Genomic DNA, 25,624 nt, shown 5'->3' with positions numbered 1-25,624 from the left:
TTTATTTATATCTTTTCCTTCTCATCCACTGTGTTGCTGCCCATTTTTCACCTTTGATAATTGGAGAACCGCCATGCAAGGTCAGCTCGTTCAAATGATGATTATCATAGAAATATTCGAAATACACCGCCATCCCCTTTTTGGGAGACACTGAAAAATTCAGTTTAGGAAAATATGTTTCTCCACCCTCCTCCACGTCATTCAAGTACATGACCAGGGTGCTTACCCTCGGATTGTTTACTGGTCTACTGGCTGATGAGAAAAAATCGAAATGAGCTTTATACTCTTGTCCAATTTTATAGTTAAGAACTTGAAGGCCTTCTCCATGTTCAACGGGAATGTTCATAATCTGTGAGGTTCTTTTTTCAATTCTGGCAATAATGTCATTCTCACCTTCTTGAAAAAACATACTGCTGCTTGTTCTGAGTTCATCGACTTCACGTGCATTACCGATTTTCGAACGCTGCATCCTATCTTTTGACTGTATAATCAGTTCGTCACATTCTTTATCACTTAACACATTGCCCAGGACTACTATTAACGGTTCTTCGTATCTAGCAATTATGTTGATTTCTCGATCTTCTGTGATTATTTTATTTCCCGTGTGATGAAAAATGGTTTGTTCTTTAATAGTTATATCTTGTGTCAACTTCATCGACCTCTTCAAATAGTTTTTAATATTCTGACTTTTTGTACACTAAGAGTGATAAATTAATTGGCTCCTTTAAACACCGCAGTTGATTTCCGCACTAGGCTGCGCTTTCCGCGGGGCGGTGCTGGAGCCTCCTCGGGCTTCGCCCTGTGGGGTCTCCAGCCTACCGCTATCTCCCGCAGGACAAGGAAGGCTGCGGCAGCGTTACATCGCACGAAGAAAATGCTCGCATTTTCGAGGAGTCTTCGCCTATTGCTCCAATCAAATGCTAGTATACTTAGAAAATTAGTTATTTTTAATAATTTTACACCTTGATTTGAGGAATATCTATCATTTTATTTTTGGAATCAAAAAAGAAGCACCCCATACGGAGCGCTTCCAGGTTATATTAAACTTTAAATCTCGAAATGGATTGCTGTAAGCTAATTGTTAGCTGTTTCAGTTCAAGTACTTTTTCACTTAGGTTGGTGAATGCGTGGACTTGTTCTGTGGTTGCGGCGCTGATTTCTTCGCTGCCTGCTGCTGTCTCTTCTACTACTGCACTGATATTATCGACATTGGAGAGGACGTGTTCGCCGAGTTCCTTTGATTTGGAAACTCCCTGGACAAGGTGGGAGATTTGCTCGTCCATCCGATCCATGCTTTCCTGGATCACATGAAAAGACTTGGAAGTGAGCGTCATGGTCTCTTTTTGTTCTAGGGACATCGTCACACCATGCCCAACGGAAACCACTACTTCCTCAAGCCCCAATTTCAATTCCCCTATAACCGAGAACACTTCTGTCATCAGGTTTTTGGATTCATCAGCAAGCTTTCTCACCTCTGTTGCTACAACTGCAAAGCCTTTTCCAGCTTCACCTGCTCTTGCCGCCTCTATGGCAGCATTTAATGCCAACAGGTTGGTGTGCTCTGAAATGGAAGATACAGAGGCCGCCACATCTTCAATTTTCTCGGCGTAGGATTGGAACTGTTTGGTTGCCCGTTCAATGGATTGGGTCGCAAGCTGAGTTTCCTCCACATTTTTTTCTTGGGACTGAAGCGTCTCCAAGCCGGTATTCACCGCAGCCTTAGCCTTTTGGGCAAGCTCCTTGCTCTCTTTTGTAATCACAACATTGGAAGAGAAATGCTCATCCATATCAGAAATCATATGCACAGAGTCCTGGAGCTCGCTCGAAATGGACTGGGCTCCTGCAGACAGCTCATCTGTTGAGACCGCAATCTGCTTTGTAATTTCACTCAAGGTGGCATTTTCAGCTTCCACAAGCTGAGCGAAGCTGTTGACCTGATCACTTGCCACTTGAACTTCTTTTATCAAGTGATGCAGCTGTTCAGTCATTTGCTGGAAGGAATGATTCAATTGACCAAGCTCATCTTTTTTATTATAGATAAACGGCTCCACCTGAAGGTTTCCGTCAGCAATTTCCCTTGCCTGCTCGGCAATGCGATCCAACGGTCGGGTAATGGCATATGTCACCCTTAAGGAAGAAGCGATGGAAAAGACGATGAGTATTACAGCTCCGATAATAGCTGATACGACTATGGACTTTACCTGCTTTTCCAGATTAGTCTGCACTTGATCGTAATATTCCGATACATACATATTGAGCATGTAGATATCATTGGAAATACCATCTACACGGACAGACTGGCGTTTAAGCTCTGCGTTGTCATTGGCATTCAATGCCGAAACAGTCGAATTGTTCAACAATTCCAGCTTCATTGCAGCGTTTTCCAAGTATTCTCTGCTCTCTTTGTCGAATAACGTTTCCTCCAGCTTCTTGAACCAGGAAAGTGTGTGATCCCTTGCTACCTTGACCTCATGCTTACTCGCGTCATTGTTTAAAATCGATGCATTATTCAGGCTCTGTTTCAATGTCAGCGTACTTGATTCCAATTTTTGAACATTCACCAGAACATCTACAACATCACGGTTACTTGTCTGCATGGAAATCATCTGAAAAATAATAGTGGCGACCATGATGAGCGCAACGATAAGAACCGCAGTGGAATTGAGTATTAGTTTTCTTTTGATCGTCATCTTATTCTCCTCACTTTACGGTAACCGTTCCGTCCATGATATTTTCTTTCCATTCCTCCAGCTCTTCCTGATCGATAGTGGAGTGCGGGATGACCCTGATCGGTGCAAGACCTACTCCACCTTCCGCCAAGCCTAATTCAATGGTGCCCTTCGGTATCTCAGAGCTTTTTGTATACTCATCTATGACATTGAATAATGCGATGTCCACATTCTTCATCATGGAGGACACAACAGCCTTTTCAGCAAAAAAGAATTGATCGCTGTCCACTCCAATAGCAAGCTTACCTTGGTTTTGGGCTTCTTTTAGGACACCTACACCCGTTAAGCCGGCAGCTGCATAGAGCACGTCCACGTTTTCATTCATTAACTTTTTTGCAAGCTGTGACCCTAATTCACTATTGCCGAAATCATTGGCAAAATGGGTTAACACTTCGATACTAGGGTCGATCGCTTTCGCCCCTTGCTCGAATCCGGAAAGGAATTTACGGATAAGCGGTACATCAGCTCCCCCTACGAATCCCAATTTCTTGGAGGAGGTATTTTGGGCAGCCAAAACACCTGCCAGAAAGCTTCCTTCATTTTCTTTGAACGTGATGGATGTGATATTTGGTAGTTCTGAAACCGAATCAACCAATATAAATTTCTGTTTTGGATAATCAGAGGCAACCTTTTCCAGATCCTCCTGTACCATGAACCCTAAACCAACAATCAGGTCATGATCTTCTTCCACCAATTCCCGAAGTCCTTTTTCATAGGAGCCTGTTTCCGAAAGCTCCTTATAGGAAAAAACAATCCCCAATTCATCCCTGGAACGGACAAGTCCCGTAAACGCTGCATCACTGAAGGACTGATCTCCTAATCCCACATCTGACAGCATGATTCCTACACTTACCGTATCCTTCATGTCAACAGTAATCTCCTGCTGGGAGCAGCCTCCCAATAATAGTAATATAGTAATAAAAAAAATAAAAAACCGGTTGTTTTTCATAAAAAAACTCCTTCAACTAGTGTACCTAATTTATATCGGCCACTAAATGAAGGAGGTTAATATTTTTTATAATGATCCACTATTTTAACTTTTCTAACTATTTTAGAAAAACAGTCCATCTGGTAAGTAGCGGTATTTGTCCAAATCGATTCTGTTATTTTCATCCACAATGATTTGCTCCATTTCCAATCTTCTTTTTTGTTCAAACAGCTGTTGCTCATCCTTGAATCCAATCTCACCCTTTGCATTGATGACACGATGCCAGGGGATCTCATATTTCCTGCTCATGGAGTGAAGAATCCGGACTATCTGGCGAGCGCCTCTCGGACTTCCCGCCAAAGCGGCAATCTGCCCATAGCTCATCACTTTACCAGCAGGAATCTGTTTCATAATCGTAATAGCCCGTTCCGTAAAAAGGTTCATTTTTTTTCATCCTTGCTATATAAATTAGGCTCTTTTCGCATTTATTGTTGCTATATAGATAAAATGTAAGCATCAAATGTAGCCCGTTGATTTCCGCTCCGTACACAAGATTCCCCGGGGACGGATGGGAGCCTCCTCGGCTTCGCCTGTGGGGTCTCCCATACCCTCTACTCTCCCGCAGGAGTCAAGTGTCCTCCGCTACAATCAACTCAGTTTTATAACATTATTTGCTCTACTGAAATGAAAAAAGGAGACAAATTCAAATTACCCAAATTTTAGGAGAGTAAGTTTTATTTTTTATTCACCCCTGTTGGTTGGAGTGCAAGGCGTGAGACTCCTGCGGGAGCAGCGTGTCAAGGGAGACCCCACAGGCGCAAATGTACTGACCCCTTAAAACTGGACACTTGTTTTCTAAGCTGCTTGCTCAAAACTAGCTCGATAAGCTACTGGACTTTTACGTTTTAATCTTGATTTAATTCTCAGGTGGTTGTAGTAATGGATGTACTCTTCGAGCTCCTCCTTAAAATGGTCGATGCTATCAAATTCTTGTAAGTACAATAATTCGGATTTCATGATTCCGAAGAAGTTCTCCATTACTGCGTTGTCATAACAGTTTCCTTTTCTAGACATACTCTGAGTAATGTTATTTTCCTTTAAAGTCCTTTGGTATTTAGGCATTCTGTAATGCCAACCCTGGTCAGAATGAAGTAAGAGATCATCACCTTCACTTATGCGTTCTAAGCCTTGGGTTAACATCGTTTCTACTAGATCAAACGTCGGTCTCGATTGAAGTGTATACGTAATAATTTCGCCGTTAAACAAGTCCAGTATTGGGGAAAGATATAATTTTTGCCCGAACAACTTAAACTCTGTGACGTCGGTAACCCATTTTTGATTCGGTCTATCGGCCTTAAAATTGCGGTTTAAGATATTTGGCGCAGCTTTTCCCACTTCGCCTGTATAGGACTTATACTTCTTTATCCGAACGATGCATTGAAGTCCTAGGTCTCTCATAATACGATACACTTTCTTTTTATTAATTTTGTGGCCTTTTTCCTGTAGAACATCTGTGATACGACGATATCCAAAACGGCCTTTATGTTTACGGTAAATGAATTGAATCCGTCTTTTCCACTTGCGATCAGGGTCGGCTTGTTCCCATGTTTGAACAAGGAAGTAGTAGGTACTTCTAGACATCTTAGCTACCTTCACCAATTGATTAACAGGAAATGCATGCCTTAGTTCATATATTACTTTCGCTTTGATTTCTTTGGTGACTTTTCTTCCTGAACTAAGGCTCTCAGCTTTTTTAGATACGCATTCTCCATACGAAGGTATTCTAATTCTTTTTTCAACTCGTCCACAGATGGATTGGTAGCTTTTTCTTCATTAGTTTTATTGTTTTTGGAAGTCATAGTAGATGGCCTCTTTTCTTTTGGATTAAAGGCGGCATCTCCACATGTCTCCCATTTAATTTTCCACCTACGAACCATACAAGGGTCTGGGATATGGAAAATCGCCGATGCCTCTCGAACGGAATAATTCGATTCCTTTATAAATTGAATTACCCTCAGTTTAAAGGCTGGAGAATATTTTGTATAGGGAAAGGAGAATGCTTGGTCACCATGATGTTTGAACAACATCACCCAGTAACGGAGAACGGAGTGATCTACTCCAACCTCCTTAGCCAACTCTCGATAACTTACTAAATTATTCATATAACGTTGTACGGCTTGATGTTTTACTTCTCGGGTAAATTTACTCAACTGAAGTACACCTCCTATTGTTAGATGTATGTCCAACAAAAGGGGTGCACTTCTCAAAGCGCCGAGGAGGCTCCCGAGGCCGCCCGCGATCGCTGCCGCCTGGAACGGAGACCAACAGGGAGTTTAATGTTGACACCTTATCCTTAGCCCAGCCCTATACTTAAAACAACAATCTTTACGAAAAGAGCCATAAAATAAGACCGAACAAGTGGGGCTCCACCATGTTCGGTCTTCCATATCAAGCTTTTGATAATAATGTGCTTGCACTCTCGTAAGCCAAACCATGAGAATCGGCAACAGCGGCATAGGTTACAAAACCATTCAATGTATTGATACCTTTCAATAGCGCCTCGTTGTCCAAGCATGCCTGCTTGTAGCCTTTGTTGGCGATTTGCACTGCATACGGCACTGTTACGTTGGTCAATGCAATAGTCGAAGTACGTGGAACTGCTCCTGGCATGTTCGCTACTGCATAGTGCACAACATCGTGCTTCACATAAGTAGGATCATCATGCGTTGTAATGCGGTCGGTTGTCTCAAAGATTCCGCCTTGGTCGATAGCGATATCGACTACAACAGAACCGGCACCCATGGATTGGATCATTTCTTCTGATACAAGCTTTGGTGCTTTAGCTCCTGGAATAAGTACGGCACCGATAACAAGATCGGATTCCTTCACTGCTATTTCCAGGTTCAACGGGTTACTCATTAAAGTCTGAATGTCTTTTCCAAAGATGTCATCCAACTGACGCAGACGGTCCGGGTTCAAATCAAGGATTGTGACATCGGCACCAAGACCGATAGCCATTTTTGCAGCATTCGTACCGGCAACACCACCACCGATGATGGTTACTTTACCACGGCGAACACCTGGAACACCACCAAGAAGGATTCCTTTACCGCCTTTGATTTTCTCAAGGAACTGTGCCCCGATCTGCGTTGCCATACGTCCTGCAACCTCACTCATTGGAGTCAATAACGGCAGGGAACCGTTCGGAAGCTGAACCGTTTCGTACGCAATCCCAACCACTTTGTTGTCGATAAGCGCTTTTGTCAATTCAGGCTCGGGAGCTAGATGTAGATAAGTGAAAAGAATCAATCCTTCACGGAAATAACCATATTCGGAAGGAAGCGGTTCCTTTACTTTCATGACCATATCCATGGACCATGCTTCTTCAGCTGTATCTACTATTTTAGCTCCAGCCTGCACGTACTGCTCGTCCATAAAACCCGAGCCCATACCTGCTTCTTTTTCTATGTATACTTCGTGTCCAAATCCAACAAGGTTCACAACACCTGCTGGAGTCATGGCTACACGGTTTTCATTATTCTTTATTTCTCTAGGCACTCCAATACGCATGGATCAAATACCTCCTTCATATAATCACAAAGACGTAATTAATATAACATTAAAAAAGAAAATGTAAAACCATTTTCTGCAACTTTATGTAAGCGCTTTACCGAACTCGGAATTATCAATATTCACAAATAATTCGGACAAACCAATAAGTATGTTTATAGGCTCTCTAGCGGTACCGATTGATGACATCCACTCCCCCTGTAACTTCCATTACGGTCCCTGTGATCATATCTGAATCATCGTCACATAAGAAAAGAATGGCCCGTGCAATATCTTCCCCGGTTCCCGAACGTCCCACTGGGGTTTGGTCATCTACAATACCCCGTGAATATGCGATATCCGCCTCTTTCATTTCCCCTACAATATTTCCTGGACATATCATATTAGCGGTTATTCCATTCTCCGCCTCTTCAATGGCGATGGATTTTGTCAGGGAGACCAATCCCACCTTCGAAGCAGCAAAAGCGGAACGATAAATCCAACCTGGTGAGGATTCCGCTCCTTGAAACCCGTAAGTAACAATTCTCCCAAACTTCTGCTCTCTCATGATCGGAATGGCATGGCGAAATAAATGAAATACCGAACTCAAGTTGCCTTCTAGCATCTCATACCATTCATCTTCGGTATAATCTGCGAGCTTTTTCCGTTCAAAAATATAAGGTCCTGCATTATTTATCAAGTAATCGATGCGACCGAATCTATGGACAGCTTCTGTAACAAATCGTTCCATGTCCTTTTTTTTCGTCACATCCCCTTGGAAGAAATGAAGTCGGTCTACTCCATAATGAGCCCATTTCTCTTTTAGTCTTTCTACCGCATCCATGTCACTGCGGAAATTGATGGAAATAGTACAGCCTTTTTCTAGAAGCATTTCAGATACTTTCTTTCCTAGCCCTTTGGAACCAGCTGTTATCAAAGCATGACGCAAAACAGGATTCCCCCTTAAACTGAAGTCTCTCTCTATTTTCATGCAGAATAAAAAATTTTACAACATTTAAGCTGTCAACATGCGATAAAATGAAACTATTATCTATTTAAGCGGGAAGAAGGGAACATCATCGTGGCAAATTTAGAAAACACCGTACCTCTTCGTAAAACAAGAGTTGAAAAATTCGGACTAGAAGCAGTACCACAGGAACTAAGAAAAACAAAATGGTATGAGTATATGATCATTCAAATAGCATTTTCCGTTAATGCAGGAAACTTTCTCGTCCCCGCCTTGGCGGTCATTGAGGGCGGCCTGAGCTTTACAGCTGCATTTTTGTCGACGATTGCCGGGGCAGCACTTGCTTTCCTTTTTGTGTCCTTCCTATCATTGCCTGGTGCAGAACGAGGCATACCTTCACAATTTGCGATCAGATCGATTATCGGCGTAAAAGGGGCACGATTTGTCTCTTCCCCATTAAGGACTATCACATCGCTTTACTGGTTTTCGGTACAAACCATTGGAGGCGCAATGGTGGTGCAATTCCTGTTGGAACGAGTCCTTAAGGTTACCATTCCCTTTGCTGTCATTGCCATGTTCCTCGCATCCATTATGACGCTCTTGGCACTTGTCGGGTTCGAAGCCGTGAAGAAAGCAACGAAATACTTCATGCCATTATTACTGACAGGACAGATTCTAATGTTCTTTCTATTAATAAAAGGACTGTCTGGCAAACCTATTCTGGATGCCAGTGACGGGACATGGGATCTGTCAATGATGGTTTTTTTCGCAAGCCTGGCTTTTGTGCAGTACGTTTCGGGTGTATCTGCTTCTTCGGATATGACCAGATATGCCATCACAGCTAAACAAGGTTTCTGGGGACTCTATGCCGGTAATGTTTCAGGATTTATCCTCACGGCGTTTTTCGGAGCATTTACAGCGAGTTTGAACGGCTCTTTGAACCCCTTTATCGCTACAAGCGAAATGACCGGTTCTGCTGTTTATGGCTCCATTATCCTTGGGGCAGCCATGGTGTCGATGATTTCCATCAATCTAAGCAACGCCTATACGGGAGGCTTCAGTCTGCTTAATTCTGTCCCGAAACTCGGAAGAATTAAGAGTTCGCTGATCTTCGGGGTGGCAGGCATTCTTCTTTCCCTGACACCTGCACTCGTGGAACAGGCAAAAGACTACATATCTCTGATAGGTGCCTTTGTTATTCCATTATCCGCTGTGATTGTGACAGATTTTCTGTTCATCAAAAAATTAAAAATAGACGAGGAGCATACACTATCTGCCTACAATAAAGCCGCATTTTGTTGTATTGGAGCAGGTATCATTCTCTATTTCCTGCTGCCTGACTCCTTATCTCCAGGATTTCTATCATTTGTATTTACAGGCTGCTTATATGTATTGTTCAAGAAATCATTCAAAAAGGTGCCGGCATAGTTGCAGACACCTTTTTTATAGAGAATTTATTGCCCCTCTTGCTTATTCGGCTCTTCTTCAGTCGGCTGATAAGCATTCTGGCTGTACTGGTCCCCTACCACTCCACTTGAATAGGCATCCGTAATTTGATTATGCACTTGGTTTACCGCTTCGTCGTCATAAGAAAATATCTCTTTTGGATCTTTTTCCTTCATATTCTTCATCCACCTTTCTCATCTCTTATTACCATGATAGCTTTCCTCGTTTACCATTCTTTTAAATGTGGTAAAAAATAGTATAAAAGAGAATGGAGCTGATCATGATGAATGTATCATATCGAAATATACTGGTTGCAATTGACGGTACAGAAGAGGCCAAATTAGCTTTTCATAAGGCTATTCACCTCTGTCTTCAAAATAATGCAGCACTCTTCATTGCACATGTCATTGATATAAGGTCCATTGCCACGATGGAGGCATATGCTGTGACCATGACAGAAGAGGCGGAAGCACATGCAAGGGAGCTACTGCATGAGTATGGGGAGGTTGCAAAAAGAAAAGGAATCCACACTGTGAAAACCATCATGGAATTCGGATCTCCCAAACAGACGCTTCCTAATGAAATTGCCGAAGATCATCACATCGATCTCATGGTTTGTGGTTCCTCGGATATGAATCTTGCTGAAAGGTTGGTTAGTGGGAGTGTCTCAGAAAAGATTGTCCGCCATGCAAATTGCGATGTACTAGTCGTTAGGGGGTAAAATCGGGAAGCAGATATTTCCTTTTCATAGATTGTTGAACTCGCTTGTTATACAATAAAGAAAACAAGGAGAAAGAGGATGTTGTCGTCATGTTTTCTTTTAGACAAAATGAACGATTAGGGATTCCCTTGCCGGAATTGGAGATGGATTGGAAGCATTACAGCAAAGAAACCCAGCAGAAAATTCTGTTGGAATGGGAAAAAATCAGAGGAAAGATACCGGACAGAATCAAGGAATTGGAAAATGAAATCAACGAAAAACAGGAAATGTTGAATAACGAGTTCAATTTTGAACGATCCTGCCAATTGAATTCAGACATTGCAGAACTCGCCAGTATAATCAATGATCTGTGGCTCTGGTATCGCATGAACCAGCATGTTTCACAAGATCGTATGCACGCGTAAATAAAGGACCGGCACTCAAATTTAGTTTGAGTATCGGTCCTCTTTAAATTATTTGTTCGCTGATAGATGGCGCATCACATAATAATGATGTGCAAATCGAGAGACTTCTTTTGTCCAATAATAATTGGTACCAGCAGCAGCCACCATGCCTATGAAAGGAATGCCATTCACTTTCCTCCGGCCCAGCACCACGACAAATAATAGTTTTACAAGGTGAAACAAAGGCTGTTGGAGCCAAACGGTAGGATGGTCCTTTTCCGAAAGAGTGTCAAAATAAAGATCTTCTTCCTCTCCAAGGTCTTTTGTCAGCGACTGCCACCGATCAAATTGATATTTTTTCGGAATGGTAGCACAGTAGAACAGTTGCAGAGCTTTCACCATCTCATACGGTGTACTGGCACGATAGCCGAAGGACAAAGAGATCAGCTGGGTTGTTCGAATATTCAATGCTGCAAATGCAGGAATATCCACAGCAAGTGTAGAAAGCTTGCCAGTACCGGTCATCCCTCCCTGGACAACGGAGTACAGCTTTTGCTTGGCAATCTGCTGCTCTGCAATAAAAACTTTTTGGCTTAGATTCAATGTCTGGATGTCTTCAATCGTTTCCACATCCTCCTTATAGCTTTGGGCCATTTTCAAAATCCGTTCTTCGGCCTGCTTTTGAAAGGAAGTTTGTTGAATAAAGCCGTGTAAGTGGAATAGCCAGGTGTCAATTTGAGAAAAGAACATATCTTTGGTATCAGCTGGCAGGTATTCAAAAGCAAGATCCAACCAATAGTCCACTGTGGTGCTGAACTGTGATGGTTCATATGAATAAAGGGTTTGCTCCCAATTTGCTATTCTTTGCTTCCATTGTTCTTCGCTGGATATGACAGACACTGTCTTCCCCTCACTCTCATTTATGATTAGTACCATTATAGCATAGAAGCAGTCTGTAAAAAAAAGCCCAAGTCGGGACAAATATCCAGACTCAGGCTTTCATTTTTATAGTGCTATTTTTACAACATCTCTTGCGATCATTACTTCTTCATTTGTAGGGATGACCATTACTTTTACCGGTGAATGAGGGTAGTTGATGAATGCTTCTTTACCACGTACCTTATTCAGTGCCGGATCCCAGTAAACGCCCATGAATTCAAGGCCCTGGAGTACACGAGCGCGGATTACATCACTGTTCTCCCCGATACCAGCTGTGAAGATAATGGCGTCCACACCGAACATTCTGGCAGCATAAGAACCGATGTATTTATGGATACGGCTTGCAAACACTTCAAGAGCAAGTTCCGCACGCTCATTTCCTTCCTGGGCAGAAGACTCGATATCACGCAAGTCACTGGAGAATCCAGATACCCCTAAGATACCACTGCGTTTATTTAATACATCCAAGACTTCGTCAGCCGTTTTTCCTGTCTTCTCCATAATGAATGGAATTAAAGCCGGGTCGATATTACCGGAACGAGTTCCCATAGCTACACCAGCCAATGGAGTGAATCCCATGGAAGTATCGATTGATTTACCGCCCTCGATAGCTGCGATACTGGCACCATTACCTAAATGGCAGGATATTAGACGAAGCTGTTCAACCGGTCTGCCAAGAAGCTCTGCTGCACGCTCTGATACATACTTATGGGAAGTTCCGTGGAAACCATATTTACGTACACCATAATCTTCATAGTACTCGTATGGCAAGCTGTACAAGAAAGATTTTTCAGGCATCGTCTGATGGAATGCCGTATCAAAAACAGCTACTGCCGGAACGTTTGGCAGGATTTCTTTAAAGGCTTTTATTCCAACGATGTTTGCAGGATTATGAAGAGGTGCCAATTCGGAGAGCTCTTCAAGCTGACCTAGCACTTCATCGCTGATCAGGACGGAATCATTGAATTTTTCTCCACCATGCACGACGCGGTGGCCAATTCCTGTAATTTCGTCAAAGCTTTGAATGATTCCCAAATCTATCAGTTTGCTCAATAATATTTTAACCGCTACTCCATGTTCCGGAATGTCTGTGATTTCTGTTACTTTTTCACCGTTCACGGAAATAGTGAATACTGCATCATTTAATCCGATACGTTCTACTAGCCCTTTTGTAATAACATTCTCACTTGGCATTTCGAAAAGTTGGAACTTAAGAGAAGAACTACCTGCATTTATCGCAATAACTTTTGACATGACGTTACGTACAACTCCTTTTATATTGTCACTCATCATATATGAAAAAATCGGGTGACCATACTAATTCTAGCATGTGCAATGCACGTTCATTATATATACCTTTTTCATTTAAACACCGTCATAATTCAATTGCAAGAGCCTTCCCTTAATGGTAACGCTTTCCTTATATATTCGTTATTTTCTGAATAGAGGCACCTTTACTTGGAGGTATTTTTCTCCGTAAACCACTGATTGATCTGCCCCATCATTCTCTCCATCGCCTGAACGTTGGAGAAGCTAGGAAGACTGGCAAGCAGGGCTTCTTTCGGTTTTTCCACTCCTATACCTTTTTTCTGGAGGATCAGGATGCTTTTTCCGTGCTTAATGTTCTGGAACATGGATTCGGGCAGCTGCAGCATCCCTTGGATATACGCTTCTTCCTTGATAAGAGAATTCAATCTTGGTGCATCCTCGTCCTCGAACATGGAGTTGGGAATAAGGAAGAAGAGGTATCCACCTGATTTCGTATACTTCAAGCTCTGTTCAATAAATAGATAGTGGGCATAGGAATGGCCTTCCGACGCTTTCAGCTGGAAGTTGGCAGCATTCACCGAGTTCGGATAGTATCCGACAGGCAGGTCACTAACCACGACATCCACAGGCTCCAGATATAAATTACCCAAGCTATCCTGGTTGAAAAGATTGATGGACTGCTCCTGCAGATTGGCATTATTATAAGCAAGCTTTACTAGAAGATCGTCTACATCAATTCCGAAACCTTCAAGTTTCTTCCCTTGCAGATGGTTAAGCACAGCGGTCAACAGGTTTCCTGTACCAACAGCAGGATCGAGAAGTGTCAGCTGCTGCTCTTGGGAAGTGAATTTTCCTACAAGATAGCCCATAAATATGGCAATGGCATCGGGAGTCATCTGATGATGAACCTGAGCCGCATCCTTCATTCCTTTTAGAATGGCAAGCTGGAATCCTTTACGGATTTCTTCCTTACTTAGCGACTGCAGCTTCAACTTGTCATACTCCTTTGTGAGGCGGCGCTTCGTCACTTCCGATACTTCTTCCTGGATCACGTCCCCGTGAAACATATTCTCGGCCGTTTCCGCAAGTGCCTCCAAGTACGTGCACCCCAATTCCTCCTGCAAAATCTGCGCGGTTGTATCAAATAAACTAAATGTGTTTTCCAATTTGGTAATGGACATTCTGACACTCCTATTCTTTTTTCCTTAATGAGTATACTTATTTTAACTAGCGTTGCCCTAAAAGTGCAAGCCGCTCGGTCAGCTCCGACAAACAAAAAAATAAAGCAGACTGCATGTTCCTACAGTCTGCTCCTATCGATGCCAAATAAGACGATTAATTATTCAGCAGCTTTTAAAGCTTCGATAGCTGCATCATAATCAGGGTGATCTGTTCCTTCACCTACATATTCCACATAAGTTACAGTATCATTTGAATCGACTACGAAAGTAGAACGAGCCAATAAACGAAGTTCTTGCATTAACACGCCATACGCTTCACCAAATGATGCATCACGGTGATCGGAAACAACTTGAACGTTATCAAGTCCGCTGGCAGCACACCAACGCTTTTGAGCGAAAGGTAGATCCATGCTGACAGTGATCACTTTTACGTTATCCAATTTAGAAGCTTCTTCATTGAAACGGCGGGTCTGTGCATCACATACACCTGTGTCAATAGAAGGTACTACACTGATTAAACGTTTGAAACCTTTGGAATCTTCAAGAGTCACTGGGGATAGATCGTTTGCAAGTACTGAAAAATTAGGTGCCTTATCCCCAACTTTAACTTCGCTTCCAACTAAAGTCATTTTGTTCCCTTTGAATGTAACGTTTGCCATGAAATGTTCACTCCTTAAAAGTTATGTACTATGTTAATAATAGCCCTGTCGGTGGTGTTTTGCAATTAATCACACTCCAAAATCGCTTTTAAAAGTCTAAACGTTCCAATTAATTAAAAAAGAAGTCAACTGCTAAGCAGCCAACTTCTTAAAAGTCCAGATCCTGTTTGTGATCTGAATAGGAGTTGTGATTGGATTGCTGGTTTTGGTTCTTTTTATTGCTGTTCATCATCTGTTGCACTTTTTCCACCGCTTGTGGAGCCAAATCCAGAATGCGCTCGTAGAGATGTGTGCTTTCATCAAGATGGAGCATTTTCACACCTGAAGAGCTGACAATCAAGAAAGCGATAGGTGTAATGGAAACTCCACCACCGCTACCTCCACCAAAAGGAAGCTTAGACTGCTGTTGCTGGCCATGGCCGCCGTCATGCTTTTCCTGACCTGCAGAAGAAGTGCCTTGAAATTCACTTCCACCAGCAGCGAATCCAAATCCCACCTTCGACACGGTAAGGATGACACTTCCATCAGGTGTCTCAACAGGATCACCTATGATGGTATTCACATCAATCATATCTTTCAAGTTTTCCATTGCGGTTGTCATCAGACTTTTAATAGGATGTTCAGACATATAGATCCTCCTTCTATACACTTACATAGATTCTTGTCTATCTTCTTCTTTCGAGAGCATGGATAAAGGACGAGTCTTGAATTTTGGCCTCCCGCCCTTCCAATATTTAACGGTTCTTATTCCTGCTAGAATAGCATACCCGATTTGAAAACGAATCATACACTTAATCAGAGTTTGGGAGACCATCATTTGAAAGTAGGGTGTGATGGTGAGAATCGGCTGTGTCTGCAATTTGGCAAAATGGCTCATAAAGCCCACTATACCACCCTTTAGCGTCCACCCCGCACCAACAACCATTCCGGTATGGGCAGCATCCCCAAGGCCGATATTACTGTGCCATTCCAATTCCTTGATTTCCATTTTTGATAAAAACCTTCTTACTATTTTATGCATTCCCACCACATGTCTCACCATTTCATAGGTATCACGAAAACTATTAAGTATTTCTTCTGGAGAATACTTTTTATCCTTCTCCTTTGTCTTTCCACCCTTACCCATATGAGTCTCTTCCTTCACTTCAATGGAGGCCGTTTCCTTGTCCACTTTTATCAAGGGAACATCTATCGTATACCGGATAAGCCCAAACCAGGCGCTTAAGCGGATTATCATTTCGTCATCATCCTGCTGATGGTGGTAATAAAAATGGACCGTGATTTTAGTGAAAAATATCAATAAAAATAGTAAAAGGACGATTCCAGCTAAAATACCAATCCAAATCAATATACTCACGCCCTTTCCGTCAACAATCATTATCTCCTTGGGAAAAAAAAATAAACCTGCAAGCTTCAAGCCTGCAGGTTTATCATCAATTTTCATGAACAACACTAGTATCAGCAAAGAGGTCATGCACTCCTTGCTTCTTTCTCGTGAAAGCGGCAACCAGATAGACTATAAAGGTGATAGGCGCAAAAACACCTGCAATATAACGGCCGATCCCTTCACGGAACAGGACCGTCTTCCAGGATAGCCTTTCCTCCGCAAGATCGACTACTCTCAGTCCAAATACCATTTTACCTAGCGTCTGCTTAAAGTATTTGGTCATCAGGATAAAGTAGGCATAAAAGACGATGGTCGTCGCAATGGTGGCCGGCGAAAACATGGAGCTCTCTCCCGTAGAAAATCCAAGTACCCTAAATAGAGGGAAAATTAAGATGGATCCGATACTCCAAATAATGATTCCATCCAAAAGAAATGCCCACAGTCTCATCCAGAAGCCTGCAAACCGATATACAGGTCTTTCTGGCGGAGACTTAAAAATGGTGTTATCTATGCCTGCACTTGGATAGGAATCGTGCACAAACTCTTCTTCGACGCTCTCTACATGTACCTTTTCTACATGCTCATTCTTGTTAACAGCTATCCTATTCATTTCCGGCTCTGTTCTATTAGATTCTTCTCTCATTCTTCCACCCCCCTAGTCCGCATACAAGTACATCAATCTTGGAGAGTTCGGCTGATTGATGAGCTTAGCAAGCATCTGCATCTCTGAATCCGGTTTTAGCAGAGAGCTGGCATTCATACTGAACAGGGAACCGAATCCGAGGTTCTCTTCGTATTGGATGACTTGGACATTTCCAAGTTTATGATCCTTTTTAATTGCGTCCACGACATCCTCGAAATAACCGATTTCATCTACAAGATTGATTCCTTTGGCCTGCTGGCCGTCATAGATGCGTCCATCGGCAATGTTTCGCACCTCCGCCTCACTCATCCCCCTGCCCTCGACAATGACACTGACAAAGCGATCGTACATATTGTCGACCATCGTTTGCAGGATTTGGCGCTCTTCATCCGTCATATCCTTAGTTGGGGACATGATATCCTTGTAGGGCCCACTTTTGAAGGTTTCGAATTTCACACCATACTTTTCAGCAAGCTCCTTGTAGTTCACACCTTGCATAATCACCCCGATGGAGCCTGTGATCGTTTCATTGGTTGCAAAGATTTTATCTGCAGGAGCGGCGATGTAATAACCACCAGAAGCCGCCATCGCTCCCATCGACACATAAATAGGTTTTTTCGTCTCTTCTTTGATTTCCATCAATCTTTTATGTATTTCCGCACTTTCCGATACCCCGCCACCAGGCGTGTTCACCCGAAGTACGATTCCCTCTACAGAGTCATCTTCCTTCGCCTGATCCAGCATTCTCAAAAATTGTCGATGATTATATCCTGCCGATTGAAAAATGGAAGTTACATCTTCTCCAAGGTCTTGAATTGCACCATTCACTTCCAAAACAAGAAGCTTTCGGTCCGGATTGCCTTCTTCCACCACTTTTTCTACAAATCCCGTATCTGTTCCAAAAATATCTGACAGTGACTCACTGCTTTCTGTTGCGCTTGCAGTCATGTTCGTCACGATTGATACCAAAAATAGCAATGCAGCTATACCTAGTGCCGCCCACCGTTTTCCGCTCATGCTAAAACCTCCTAAAGTGTGTGTACTGTACTACTACGTTAAAATCTTTCAAAAAGTTTCATGAAAATGATAAACTAATCACAATATAGAATTGTACTAAAAACAAGACAAAAAGGATAATGATTATTGGTTATCTTTTGATTTTCTACCATTATTTATTAATCAGAGGAGGAAAAAAGATGACAGAGCGCCGTAAAATGTATTTCTTTTATAAAAAAGAACAGGACCTTGAAACAAAGGTGAACAACTTGCAGCAGTTAGCGGAAGCCAATAACTTTGAGGTGGTAAAAGACTATCGGACAGCCAACATCATTGTTGCTGTCGGAGGTGATGGGACGTTCCTGCAGGCTGTCCAAAAAACAGGCTTCAAGGAGGATTGCCTGTACGCAGGTATTTCAACGGAATATACGTCCAGCTTCTATTGCGATTTTCATATAGACGAAACCGATAAAATGGTGGAAGCTATGACAAATGAACAGATTGAAGTAAGAAAATACCCCACTATTCAAGTGACGGTGGATGATTTGTCCAAGTTTTATTGCCTGAATGAATGCTCGATTCGATCGGCCATCATCAAAACCTTTGCAATCGATGTATACATAGATGATCTGCATTTCGAAACCTTCCGGGGGGATGGCATGATCGTATCGACTCCGACTGGAAGCACCGCATACAATAAATCCGTACATGGAGCGGTTGTGGACCCGATGCTTCCATGCTTCCAGGTAAGCGAGCTTGCTTCCATCAACAATAACAGCTATCGTACACTTGGCTCTCCATTCATTATGGCAGGCGCAAGAAAGCTGACTCTAAAAGTGGTCCAGGACGGCAATGACTATCCGACTATCGGTATCGACAACGAAGCCTTGAGTATCCGTCATGTCGAAAAACTCGATATCCAATTGACCGACCAGAAAATCAAAACGGTAAAACTGAAGGACAACTCTTTCTGGGAAAAAGTGAAACGCACCTTCCTATAAAAAAAACACCCCACTCCAACGTATCATATCTGGAGTGGGGTGTTTTATTGGGATATTAATTTTGAAACATAACAGTACCGTCCACGACCGTCATTCTTACCTTGGTCTCCAGGATTTCATCAGCTGCAATCCTGAACAGATCTTTATCCAGTATCGTGAAATCCGCATAATACCCTTCCTTGATCAGACCCTGCTTCTCTTCCTCGCCAATGGCCTGGGCACTTCCTTTTGTGAATAATTGAATGGCTTCATACATCGATAAGCGCTGCTCCGGTTGATACACCGTTTGTTCCGGGTCAGATGGAATCTGCCGTGTGACAGCGGCATGTATGCCGAGCAACGGATCTACCGGCTCAATTGGCGCATCGGATCCACCTGCACATATCAACCCTTCATCAAGCAACGTTTTCCACGCATAGCTGTACTTCAAGCGTTCTTCTCCAAGACGTTCAATAATCCAAGGAAAATCCGTTGCGACAAAACGGGGCTGAATATCCAGTATGATCGGGAGCTTTTTAGCACGCTCAATCAATCCCTCTGTTAATATCTGCGCATGTATGAGCCGGTCCCTTTCCCCTGCCGGTGCAGGATAAAGCTCGATTACATCCAATATATATTCAAAGGCCAGATCGCCGATTGTGTGTACCGCAACTGGCATCCCGTAATCCCTCGCTTTTTTGATAAGCCTTTCCAGCTGTTCTTTCGAATGGATTTCCACCCCCGAGGTTTCCGGTGCATCATTATAAGGCCTGCTTAATAGTGCCGTTCTTCCCCCTAGCGCACCATCTGCAAATATCTTCATCGCACCAAGCGTGACAAATCCTGTTGAATCTTTATAGCGGTGGCCGAATTCATGCATATCATCCACCACCTCATGATGCACAAGTAGATGTGCCCTGTATTTGCAATTGTCCCGTTCAATCAGATTGACAAATGCACCGTACGTTTTGTGGAAACTGCCGTAATAGCTTAGGTCCTCGCTGTGGCTTCCTACCAGCCCAAGCCTCAGGCAATCCTGAACCGACTTCTTCAGTGCGGTATACAAGTATTCTTCTGTCGCTTTCGGAATGATTGCTTTGACCAACTCCTGTGCTTGATCCAATAGATATCCTGTTGGCTCACCTTGCTCGTCCTTCACAATGACGCCTCCAGGAGGATTTTTGGTATCCTTTGTGATTCCTGCGAGCTCTAATGCCTTAGAATTTACTAGCACCGCATGGCGGCATACTCTCGATAGGATCATCGGATGGCTGGATGTGATCTCATCCAGTTCTGCACGATGAAAGATTTTTCGATCGATAAAGTTGTTTTCATTCCAGCCCTCTCCAAAAATCCATTCTCCAACAGCCGTGTCAGCCACTTTCTCGAGCAATGCCTTTTTAATTTCCTGAGAGGATGATAATTCGGACAAATCCAACCGCAGCAGCTTTTCCCCGTGCCCGAGCAAATGCATATGACTGTCGGTAAATCCAGGGTACATCACCGCTCCTTGAAGATCCTTTTTCTCAGCCTCTCCATATTTATGGCTCAGCTCTTTTTCAGCCCCAATTTCTTTAATTACCCCATTCTCCGTGTAGACCGCTTCCACCGTTTGCCCTTCTTGTTGAAGAGTATAGATCTTGCCCCCAAACCATATTTCTCCCATATACATTCTTGCCCCTTTTCCTATGTAAGTTTTTAATGTAATAATTTCAGATTATCATTTGTATGGGTCCTATACAAAAGAACTGCATGCAGAACAAAGGCGGGTAATGGTTCCATTACCCGCCAACCTTATTTACTTTGCTCCTGAAGCCAATTCCTTTTGCCTCAATTCGATTCTTCTTATTTTACCTGAAGTCGTTTTTGGCAATTCCGCCACATACTCTATTTTTCGAGGATACTTATATGGTGCTGTAAGCTCCTTGACATGCTCCTGCAAAAGCTTGGTCAATTTAGCCTCCTCTTTTTCTGCACCCTCCTGCAGAACGACAAAAGCCTTGACGACACTTCCCCGGATTTCATCTGGGCTTGCAACCACCGCACATTCACGGACAAATGGATGCTTCACGAGTGCATCCTCCACTTCAAATGGTCCAATCGTATAGCCTGAACTGATGATGATATCGTCACTACGCCCTTCAAACCAGAAGTAGCCCTCTTCATCCTTTTTCGCCCGATCCCCTGTAATATAATATTCCCCTCTAAATTGTCCTGACGTACGTTCCGGATCTTTGTAGTAATGTTTGAACAGTGCAGGAGTCTCGATATGCACCGCTATATCCCCTACTTCACCTACTTCACATTCCTCGGCATGATCATTGATGATGGTAACACTATTTCCTGGAGTCGGTTTTCCCATGGAGCCCGATTTGATTTCCATCCCCTTTAGAACACCAATCAAAAGAGTATTCTCCGTTTGCCCATAACCGTCCCTAACATCTATTTCAAAATGCCTTCTGAATGTGTCGATAACCTCTCTATTAAGCGGTTCCCCTGCAGATACAGCACTATGGAGATGCGGCAGCGAATAGGCATCCAGATTATCCACCTTCGCCATGATCCGGTACTCTGTAGGTGTGCAGCAAAGGACATTCACTTCGTACTTTTCAAGGAGCTTCAAATAAGTGTTGGGATCGAACTTCCCATGATAAACGAACCCTGTCGCACCTGAACCAAGTGTCGAAAGGAATGGACTCCAGATCCATTTTTGCCAACCTGGGCTGGCTGTCGCCCATACCACGTCTTTCTCTTCGATTCCGAGCCAATGTTTGGAAGTAGTGCGAAGATGCGCATAGGCCCAGCCATGTGTATGGACGACACCTTTTGGGTTCCCTGTAGTGCCTGATGTATATGACAGGAAAGCCATATCGTCCTTGGAGGTTTCAGCGAACGGCAAGACGTCTGATTGCTTCTCCACAGCGTCGTGCAGATTCTTCCAGCCTGCGTCATTGAATCCACCAACACTGAAACGAACTAAACTTCCTACCTCCTCCAGTTTATTAGCCTGTTCCACATAAGGATGGTACGTAATGATCCCTTTCACATCCCCATGTTCTATCCGATAGGATAAGTCTTTCTCTCTTAGCATCTCGGAGCACGGAATTACTACCAGCCCTGCTTTCAGTGCACCAAGGTAGATTTGATAGGATTCAATCAACCTCGGCATCATCACAAGGACCACATCCCCTTTTTGCAGCCCCTCGGCAAGTAAAGCGTTTCCAATTTTATTTGCAGCTTTCATTAATTCCTGATATGTAACCTGATTTTTCTCTCCTTGCTCGCTTTCCCAGATAAGTGCAAGCTTATCCCCAACTTGTGCGTACTTCTCCACTTCCTGAACAAGGTTGTACTTTTCTGGTGCTAATAATTCCTCTCTCAACATATGAAGTCATCCCCTTTGTATTAGTACTATCTCTATCTTACAAAATTTTTAAAATAATTTGAATTGTTTTGTTGGAATTTTATCATTTTGTAATATTGTGTAGGTGCTGTCGGACAATTTGTTCTCTTTCACAAAGGTTCTTTACGAAAAGATTGTTGTTAAAAATGAAGAGTCAACATTAAACACCCTTTTGGTCTCCGTTCCAGGGGTTCGCTTTCCGCGGGCGGCCTCGGGAGCCTCCTCGGCGTAAAAGCGCCTGCGGGGTCTCCCTTGACACTCTCCTCCCGCAGGAGTCTCACCCCTTGCACTCCAACCAAAAGGGGATGACTCAAAGAAAAAATTCACCTTACTAAAGTCAGTAGCGAATCAATTTTTTTACTCTTCCATATAGCAAATAATTTAAAAAAACTGAGTTGATTGTAGCGGAGGACACTTGACTCCTGCGGGATAGTAGAGGGCATGGGAGACACCCCACAGACGAAGCCCAGGAGGCTCCCATCCGTCCCCGGGGAATCTTGTGTCCCTCGCTGCAATCAACGGACTACATTTGATTTTTATCTAAGTAACATCAATGAATACGAATAGAGCTTTCATAAAAAGTAGCGCCCTCCGAAGAAGGCGCCATGATCCTATTACTGCTCATTTGATTTTTTTGCGTGTTTTGGTTCACTCTGACGTTTACGGCCTTGCTTTTTTTGTTGCTTTTCCACCTGGTTCTGCTCTTTCATAAACAAACACCTCCAGAGAATATAAGAAAGGTGGGGTCGCCCCCACCTCGTAGCCATTTATATTTATTATTTTTGGTAACCGCCACCAAAGCTTTGCTCAGCCATTTGAACTAAGCGCTTAGTGATTTCTCCACCAACGGAACCGTTAGCGCGAGCAGTTGCATCAGGACCAAGTTGAACTCCGAATTCAGAAGCGATTTCGTATTTCATTTGGTCAAGAGCTTGTTGTACACCAGGTACAACTAGTTGGTTTGAACTGTTGTTTGCCATGTGTTTTCACCTCCTTGTGAATATAGAATGTGTAAAAACACATGGCATCATTCATGTTTTAAAAATGGTAATTGTTCACAAATTTATAGTCACTAAAATAGTTCCTTGAAAAGACTGTCTTCTTTATCGGATTTTCCCGTTATTTTCAACTTTTCTGTGTTTTCAACCGCATCCTTTACCATCTGTTCCACGTCAAAAAAGCTTTCATAGAAGTTGATTTTTTCTGCTTTCGGCTTCGTTTTCGGAGAAGCGGGAGTAAAAATGGTACAACAGTCTTCGTATGGGCGATTGGAAATTTCCAATGTATCTATTTTATCCGCAATCTCCATGATTTCCGTTTTATCCATCGTAATCAAAGGACGGATAATCGGTGTACTTGTGACTTCATTGATGGCTACCATGCTCTGCAAGGTCTGGCTTGCAACCTGACCAAGGCTTTCACCAGTTATGATGGCAAGCCCTTTTTCTTGCTCACGCAGTTTATCTGCTATCAACAGCATGAATCTTCTCGTCGAGGTCATGGTGTAGTTTTCAGGAACCTGCTTTTGAATGGCAACTTGGATGTCTGTGAATGGAACGATATGCAGGTTGATGGAAGGACCGAATTCCGTCAGTTTTTCAGCTAGATCGATCACCTTTTGCTTTGCACGTTCACTTGTGTATGGCGGGCTGAAAAAGTGTACAACCTGCAGCTCGATGCCCCTCTTCATCGCGAGATATCCCGCAACCGGACTATCAATCCCGCCTGAGAGCATCAATACGCCTTTTCCACTCGAACCAACCGGCAGGCCTCCTGCTCCTAAAATGTCCTTACAGGTAATATACGTGGCATCCTCGCGTACCTCCACCCTGACATTTATATCTGGTTGTTTGACATTCACCTTCAGATTTTCCGTGTTTATCAATAGATGTGATCCAATCGCATGGTTCAACCCGTTTGTATCGAGTTCAAACTTTTTGTACGCTCTTTTGGCAGTAACTTTAAAAGTCTTACCTTCATATGGCAATGCTTTTAAGGCAAAGAGTGCACCTTTTTTCATATCTTCAAGCTCCGTTTCTGTTTTTACTGCAAGACTGAATGAGTAAATCCCAAAAACACGTTGAAGCTTTTCAATGATTGGTTCCGGCGGTTCTCCGTTTAACTTGATAAACATTCTGTCCCTGCTTTTTTCGATTCCTACTTTAGGAAAATCTTTTACTTTATCCAGGATGTTCGAGCTGAGCTTTTGAACAAACTGTTTTCTGTTTCTACCTTTAGTGGACATTTCTCCATACCTGATCAAAATGTGGTCATAATTCATCATTTTCTACCTCGTTAACTGTTTTATTGTGGCGATTGCTTTGGTTACTTCTTTTAAGAATATATCAAGCTCTTCCTTCGTTGAGTCGAAGGTCATACTGACACGGATTGCCGTCTCGGAGCGGTCCTTCGAGAGCCCCATTGCAGAAAGTGTTTTACTTGGTGCCTTTCGCTTGGAGGAACAGGCGGAAGTTGTTGATACGAAAATCCCCTTTTCACCAAGTGCATGCACCAACACTTCCGATTTTACTTTGGGAACCGAAAAATTGAAGATATGTGGAGCTGAGTCATGGAAAGGTGTATTGACTGCAACCTCTTTCATCTCATACAGTCTATTCAACAAATACTCTTTCAGGCTTTGAATGGATTCCAAACGCTTTTCACTGAGTTCCATGGTCATTCTTAATGCCTTGGTCATCGCCACAATCCCGGCAACATTTTCTGTACCGGAACGGAGCGTCCATTCCTGATTTCCTCCACTAAAGAGGGGATGCAACTTTACCCCCTGCTTGACAACCAATACCCCGTTCCCTTTCAGTCCATGAAATTTATGGGAGGAGATGGAACATAGATCGATTCCCTCCATATTTAGTGGAACTTTTCCTATCCCCTGCACATGGTCCACATGGAGATTTGCGAGAGGAAACTGTTTAACCACTTTTTTTATTTTCTCAATGGGCTGGATTACTCCCGTTTCATTATTCACATGGATGATGGAAACAAGAATCGTTTCCTTCTTCATTGCTTTTTCCACTTGTTCCGTGGAAACCCTTCCTTCCTCATTTACCGGCAGGATTGTTACCTCAAAGCCTTCTTTCCTTAGATCCTCTACAGCATTGGTAACAGATGGATGTTCGACTGAGGTTGTGATGATATGGTTACCGAGATGTTTTTTGCTGAGGGCAGACCCTTTTATTGCCAGGTTATTGCTCTCTGTTCCACCAGATGTGAAGATGATTTCCCTATGCTCCACCTTCAGTAGGGAAGCTATCACCTCACGGGAATGATGAAGCAGCTTTTCCGCTTCCCCCCCAGGGAATGAAGAGAGGAAGGGTTGCCAAAATAATTGGTGGATACAGCTATATAGGAATCTAACACTTCTTTATAAGGTTTTGTTGTCGCACTATTATCCAAATAGATCATCATAAAGCCTCCAGCTTGAGA

General features: G+C 43.0%; 24 protein-coding genes and 1 pseudogene. 4 read left to right on the top strand and 21 right to left on the bottom strand.

Translation table 11 applies throughout. The features are described from left to right. Nucleotide 1: 1 nt before the first annotated feature. The 7 genes from ABN702_RS02980 to ABN702_RS02950 form a co-directional block, all read right to left on the bottom strand. Nucleotides 2-655 (bottom strand): 2OG-Fe(II) oxygenase, encoded by a 654-nt coding sequence (locus ABN702_RS02980; protein ID WP_417899335.1) that lies wholly within the window; start codon nucleotides 653-655, stop codon nucleotides 2-4. Nucleotides 656-1,040: 385 nt separating this feature from the next. Next, entirely contained in the window at nucleotides 1,041-2,252 is a 1,212-nt protein-coding gene (locus tag ABN702_RS02975) for a methyl-accepting chemotaxis protein (protein WP_417900804.1), read from the bottom strand. A gap of 448 nt (nucleotides 2,253-2,700) precedes the next feature. After that, nucleotides 2,701-3,678, bottom strand: a complete 978-nt coding sequence (locus ABN702_RS02970) for a BMP family lipoprotein (RefSeq protein ID WP_417899334.1) — start codon at nucleotides 3,676-3,678, stop codon at nucleotides 2,701-2,703. A 102-nt stretch (nucleotides 3,679-3,780) separates the two neighbouring features. Next, a complete protein-coding gene (locus ABN702_RS02965) occupies nucleotides 3,781-4,101 on the bottom strand; it encodes an MGMT family protein (protein ID WP_417899333.1) in 321 nt (106 codons plus the stop codon). 411 nt (nucleotides 4,102-4,512) lie between these two features. Beyond that, nucleotides 4,513-5,867 (bottom strand): IS3 family transposase gene (locus tag ABN702_RS02960; protein ID WP_417899332.1). Its coding sequence is split into 2 segments (ribosomal slippage): nucleotides 4,513-5,399 and nucleotides 5,399-5,867, totalling 1,356 coding nucleotides; the frame shifts between segments, so codons are not numbered across the junction. Between the two features lie 238 nt (nucleotides 5,868-6,105). Continuing rightward, a complete protein-coding gene (gene ald / locus ABN702_RS02955; RefSeq protein ID WP_386642850.1) occupies nucleotides 6,106-7,227 on the bottom strand; it encodes an alanine dehydrogenase in 1,122 nt (373 codons plus the stop codon). Between the two features lie 166 nt (nucleotides 7,228-7,393). Then, entirely contained in the window at nucleotides 7,394-8,197 is an 804-nt protein-coding gene (locus ABN702_RS02950) for an SDR family oxidoreductase (RefSeq protein WP_417899331.1), read from the bottom strand. Between the two features lie 90 nt (nucleotides 8,198-8,287). Between ABN702_RS02950 and ABN702_RS02945 the strand changes: the two genes are divergently transcribed. After that, nucleotides 8,288-9,601, top strand: coding sequence for a purine-cytosine permease family protein (locus ABN702_RS02945; protein WP_417899330.1), 1,314 nt, complete (start codon nucleotides 8,288-8,290; stop codon nucleotides 9,599-9,601). Between the two features lie 26 nt (nucleotides 9,602-9,627). On the opposite strand, the gene ABN702_RS02940 is transcribed toward ABN702_RS02945, so the two are convergent. Next, entirely contained in the window at nucleotides 9,628-9,795 is a 168-nt protein-coding gene (locus tag ABN702_RS02940) for a hypothetical protein (protein WP_417899329.1), read from the bottom strand. A 104-nt stretch (nucleotides 9,796-9,899) separates the two neighbouring features. Between ABN702_RS02940 and ABN702_RS02935 the strand changes: the two genes are divergently transcribed. Continuing rightward, nucleotides 9,900-10,340 (top strand): universal stress protein, encoded by a 441-nt coding sequence (locus ABN702_RS02935; RefSeq protein WP_417899328.1) that lies wholly within the window; start codon nucleotides 9,900-9,902, stop codon nucleotides 10,338-10,340. Between the two features lie 89 nt (nucleotides 10,341-10,429). Then, nucleotides 10,430-10,744, top strand: a complete 315-nt coding sequence (locus ABN702_RS02930) for a hypothetical protein (protein ID WP_417899327.1) — start codon at nucleotides 10,430-10,432, stop codon at nucleotides 10,742-10,744. Nucleotides 10,745-10,792: 48 nt separating this feature from the next. Here ABN702_RS02930 and ABN702_RS02925 read toward each other — a convergent pair whose 3' ends face one another. The 8 genes from ABN702_RS02925 to sppA all read right to left on the bottom strand — a co-directional run bounded on the left by ABN702_RS02925 (nucleotide 10,793) and on the right by sppA (nucleotide 17,818). Continuing rightward, nucleotides 10,793-11,623, bottom strand: coding sequence for an EcsC family protein (locus ABN702_RS02925; RefSeq protein WP_417899326.1), 831 nt, complete (start codon nucleotides 11,621-11,623; stop codon nucleotides 10,793-10,795). A gap of 105 nt (nucleotides 11,624-11,728) precedes the next feature. Then, complete coding sequence (locus tag ABN702_RS02920) at nucleotides 11,729-12,916, bottom strand: acetate kinase (protein WP_417899325.1); 1,188 nt, start codon at nucleotides 12,914-12,916, stop codon at nucleotides 11,729-11,731. A 200-nt stretch (nucleotides 12,917-13,116) separates the two neighbouring features. After that, on the bottom strand, nucleotides 13,117-14,112 hold the full coding sequence (locus ABN702_RS02915) for a class I SAM-dependent methyltransferase (protein WP_417899324.1): 996 nt from the start codon (nucleotides 14,110-14,112) through the stop codon (nucleotides 13,117-13,119). A 158-nt stretch (nucleotides 14,113-14,270) separates the two neighbouring features. Further along, nucleotides 14,271-14,771, bottom strand: a complete 501-nt coding sequence (tpx, locus tag ABN702_RS02910) for a thiol peroxidase (protein WP_386642877.1) — start codon at nucleotides 14,769-14,771, stop codon at nucleotides 14,271-14,273. 148 nt (nucleotides 14,772-14,919) lie between these two features. Next, a complete protein-coding gene (ytfJ, locus tag ABN702_RS02905) occupies nucleotides 14,920-15,399 on the bottom strand; it encodes a GerW family sporulation protein (RefSeq protein WP_417899323.1) in 480 nt (159 codons plus the stop codon). A 21-nt stretch (nucleotides 15,400-15,420) separates the two neighbouring features. Beyond that, nucleotides 15,421-16,236, bottom strand: coding sequence for a DUF2953 domain-containing protein (locus ABN702_RS02900; RefSeq protein ID WP_417899322.1), 816 nt, complete (start codon nucleotides 16,234-16,236; stop codon nucleotides 15,421-15,423). Further along, nucleotides 16,205-16,801 carry an RDD family protein gene (locus tag ABN702_RS02895; protein WP_417899321.1) on the bottom strand — a complete coding sequence of 199 codons (597 nt, stop codon included), beginning with the start codon at nucleotides 16,799-16,801 and terminating at the stop codon, nucleotides 16,205-16,207. The genes ABN702_RS02900 and ABN702_RS02895 overlap by 32 nt, the downstream gene beginning before the upstream one ends. Nucleotides 16,802-16,813: 12 nt before the next feature. Next, nucleotides 16,814-17,818 (bottom strand): signal peptide peptidase SppA, encoded by a 1,005-nt coding sequence (gene sppA / locus ABN702_RS02890; RefSeq protein ID WP_417899320.1) that lies wholly within the window; start codon nucleotides 17,816-17,818, stop codon nucleotides 16,814-16,816. A gap of 179 nt (nucleotides 17,819-17,997) precedes the next feature. Here sppA and ABN702_RS02885 point away from each other — a divergent pair, with 179 nt between their 5' ends. Further along, nucleotides 17,998-18,798, top strand: a complete 801-nt coding sequence (locus tag ABN702_RS02885; RefSeq protein ID WP_417899319.1) for an NAD kinase — start codon at nucleotides 17,998-18,000, stop codon at nucleotides 18,796-18,798. A 55-nt stretch (nucleotides 18,799-18,853) separates the two neighbouring features. Here the strand turns inward: ABN702_RS02885 and ABN702_RS02880 are convergent, their stop codons facing one another. From ABN702_RS02880 to ABN702_RS02860, 5 genes and pseudogenes are all read right to left on the bottom strand, one after another. Beyond that, nucleotides 18,854-20,443: an amidohydrolase gene (locus ABN702_RS02880; RefSeq protein ID WP_417899318.1), complete on the bottom strand. Its 1,590-nt coding sequence runs from the start codon at nucleotides 20,441-20,443 to the stop codon at nucleotides 18,854-18,856. Nucleotides 20,444-20,575: 132 nt separating this feature from the next. Continuing rightward, nucleotides 20,576-22,162 carry an acyl-CoA synthetase MbcS gene (gene mbcS, locus ABN702_RS02875; protein WP_417899317.1) on the bottom strand — a complete coding sequence of 529 codons (1,587 nt, stop codon included), beginning with the start codon at nucleotides 22,160-22,162 and terminating at the stop codon, nucleotides 20,576-20,578. A gap of 794 nt (nucleotides 22,163-22,956) precedes the next feature. Then, nucleotides 22,957-23,160, bottom strand: coding sequence for an alpha/beta-type small acid-soluble spore protein (locus tag ABN702_RS02870; RefSeq protein ID WP_047972144.1), 204 nt, complete (start codon nucleotides 23,158-23,160; stop codon nucleotides 22,957-22,959). 92 nt (nucleotides 23,161-23,252) lie between these two features. Continuing rightward, nucleotides 23,253-24,461: a tRNA uracil 4-sulfurtransferase ThiI gene (gene thiI / locus ABN702_RS02865; RefSeq protein WP_417900803.1), complete on the bottom strand. Its 1,209-nt coding sequence runs from the start codon at nucleotides 24,459-24,461 to the stop codon at nucleotides 23,253-23,255. Between the two features lie 6 nt (nucleotides 24,462-24,467). Next, a pseudogene (locus ABN702_RS02860) lies at nucleotides 24,468-25,603 on the bottom strand (cysteine desulfurase family protein). Nucleotides 25,604-25,624: the final 21 nt, after the last annotated feature.

It is taken from the genome of Bacillus haimaensis (genome assembly GCF_048270625.1).
GTDB classification, from domain to species: Bacteria; Bacillota; Bacilli; order Bacillales; family Bacillaceae_I; genus Sutcliffiella_A; species Sutcliffiella_A haimaensis.
This window is presented reverse-complemented; position numbering and strand designations above follow the sequence as displayed.

Excerpts from the sequence above, each read along its gene's own strand:
- ABN702_RS02980 (WP_417899335.1), bottom strand. The coding sequence starts at position 655 with ATGAAGTTGACACAAGATATAACTATTAAAGAACAAACCATTTTTCAT.
- ABN702_RS02975 (WP_417900804.1), bottom strand. The coding sequence starts at position 2,252 with ATGTATGTATCGGAATATTACGATCAAGTGCAGACTAATCTGGAAAAG.
- ABN702_RS02970 (WP_417899334.1), bottom strand. The coding sequence starts at position 3,678 with ATGAAAAACAACCGGTTTTTTATTTTTTTTATTACTATATTACTATTA.
- ABN702_RS02965 (WP_417899333.1), bottom strand. The coding sequence starts at position 4,101 with ATGAACCTTTTTACGGAACGGGCTATTACGATTATGAAACAGATTCCT.
- ald (WP_386642850.1), bottom strand. The coding sequence starts at position 7,227 with ATGCGTATTGGAGTGCCTAGAGAAATAAAGAATAATGAAAACCGTGTA.
- ABN702_RS02950 (WP_417899331.1), bottom strand. The coding sequence starts at position 8,197 with ATGAAAATAGAGAGAGACTTCAGTTTAAGGGGGAATCCTGTTTTGCGT.
- ABN702_RS02940 (WP_417899329.1), bottom strand. The coding sequence starts at position 9,795 with ATGAAGGAAAAAGATCCAAAAGAGATATTTTCTTATGACGACGAAGCG.
- ABN702_RS02935 (WP_417899328.1), top strand. The coding sequence starts at position 9,900 with ATGATGAATGTATCATATCGAAATATACTGGTTGCAATTGACGGTACA.
- ABN702_RS02930 (WP_417899327.1), top strand. The coding sequence starts at position 10,430 with ATGTTTTCTTTTAGACAAAATGAACGATTAGGGATTCCCTTGCCGGAA.
- ABN702_RS02920 (WP_417899325.1), bottom strand. The coding sequence starts at position 12,916 with ATGTCAAAAGTTATTGCGATAAATGCAGGTAGTTCTTCTCTTAAGTTC.
- ABN702_RS02915 (WP_417899324.1), bottom strand. The coding sequence starts at position 14,112 with ATGTCCATTACCAAATTGGAAAACACATTTAGTTTATTTGATACAACC.
- tpx (WP_386642877.1), bottom strand. The coding sequence starts at position 14,771 with ATGGCAAACGTTACATTCAAAGGGAACAAAATGACTTTAGTTGGAAGC.
- ytfJ (WP_417899323.1), bottom strand. The coding sequence starts at position 15,399 with ATGTCTGAACATCCTATTAAAAGTCTGATGACAACCGCAATGGAAAAC.
- ABN702_RS02895 (WP_417899321.1), bottom strand. The coding sequence starts at position 16,801 with ATGAGAGAAGAATCTAATAGAACAGAGCCGGAAATGAATAGGATAGCT.
- sppA (WP_417899320.1), bottom strand. The coding sequence starts at position 17,818 with ATGAGCGGAAAACGGTGGGCGGCACTAGGTATAGCTGCATTGCTATTT.
- ABN702_RS02885 (WP_417899319.1), top strand. The coding sequence starts at position 17,998 with ATGACAGAGCGCCGTAAAATGTATTTCTTTTATAAAAAAGAACAGGAC.
- ABN702_RS02880 (WP_417899318.1), bottom strand. The coding sequence starts at position 20,443 with ATGGGAGAAATATGGTTTGGGGGCAAGATCTATACTCTTCAACAAGAA.
- mbcS (WP_417899317.1), bottom strand. The coding sequence starts at position 22,162 with ATGTTGAGAGAGGAATTATTAGCACCAGAAAAGTACAACCTTGTTCAG.
- ABN702_RS02870 (WP_047972144.1), bottom strand. The coding sequence starts at position 23,160 with ATGGCAAACAACAGTTCAAACCAACTAGTTGTACCTGGTGTACAACAA.
- thiI (WP_417900803.1), bottom strand. The coding sequence starts at position 24,461 with ATGAATTATGACCACATTTTGATCAGGTATGGAGAAATGTCCACTAAA.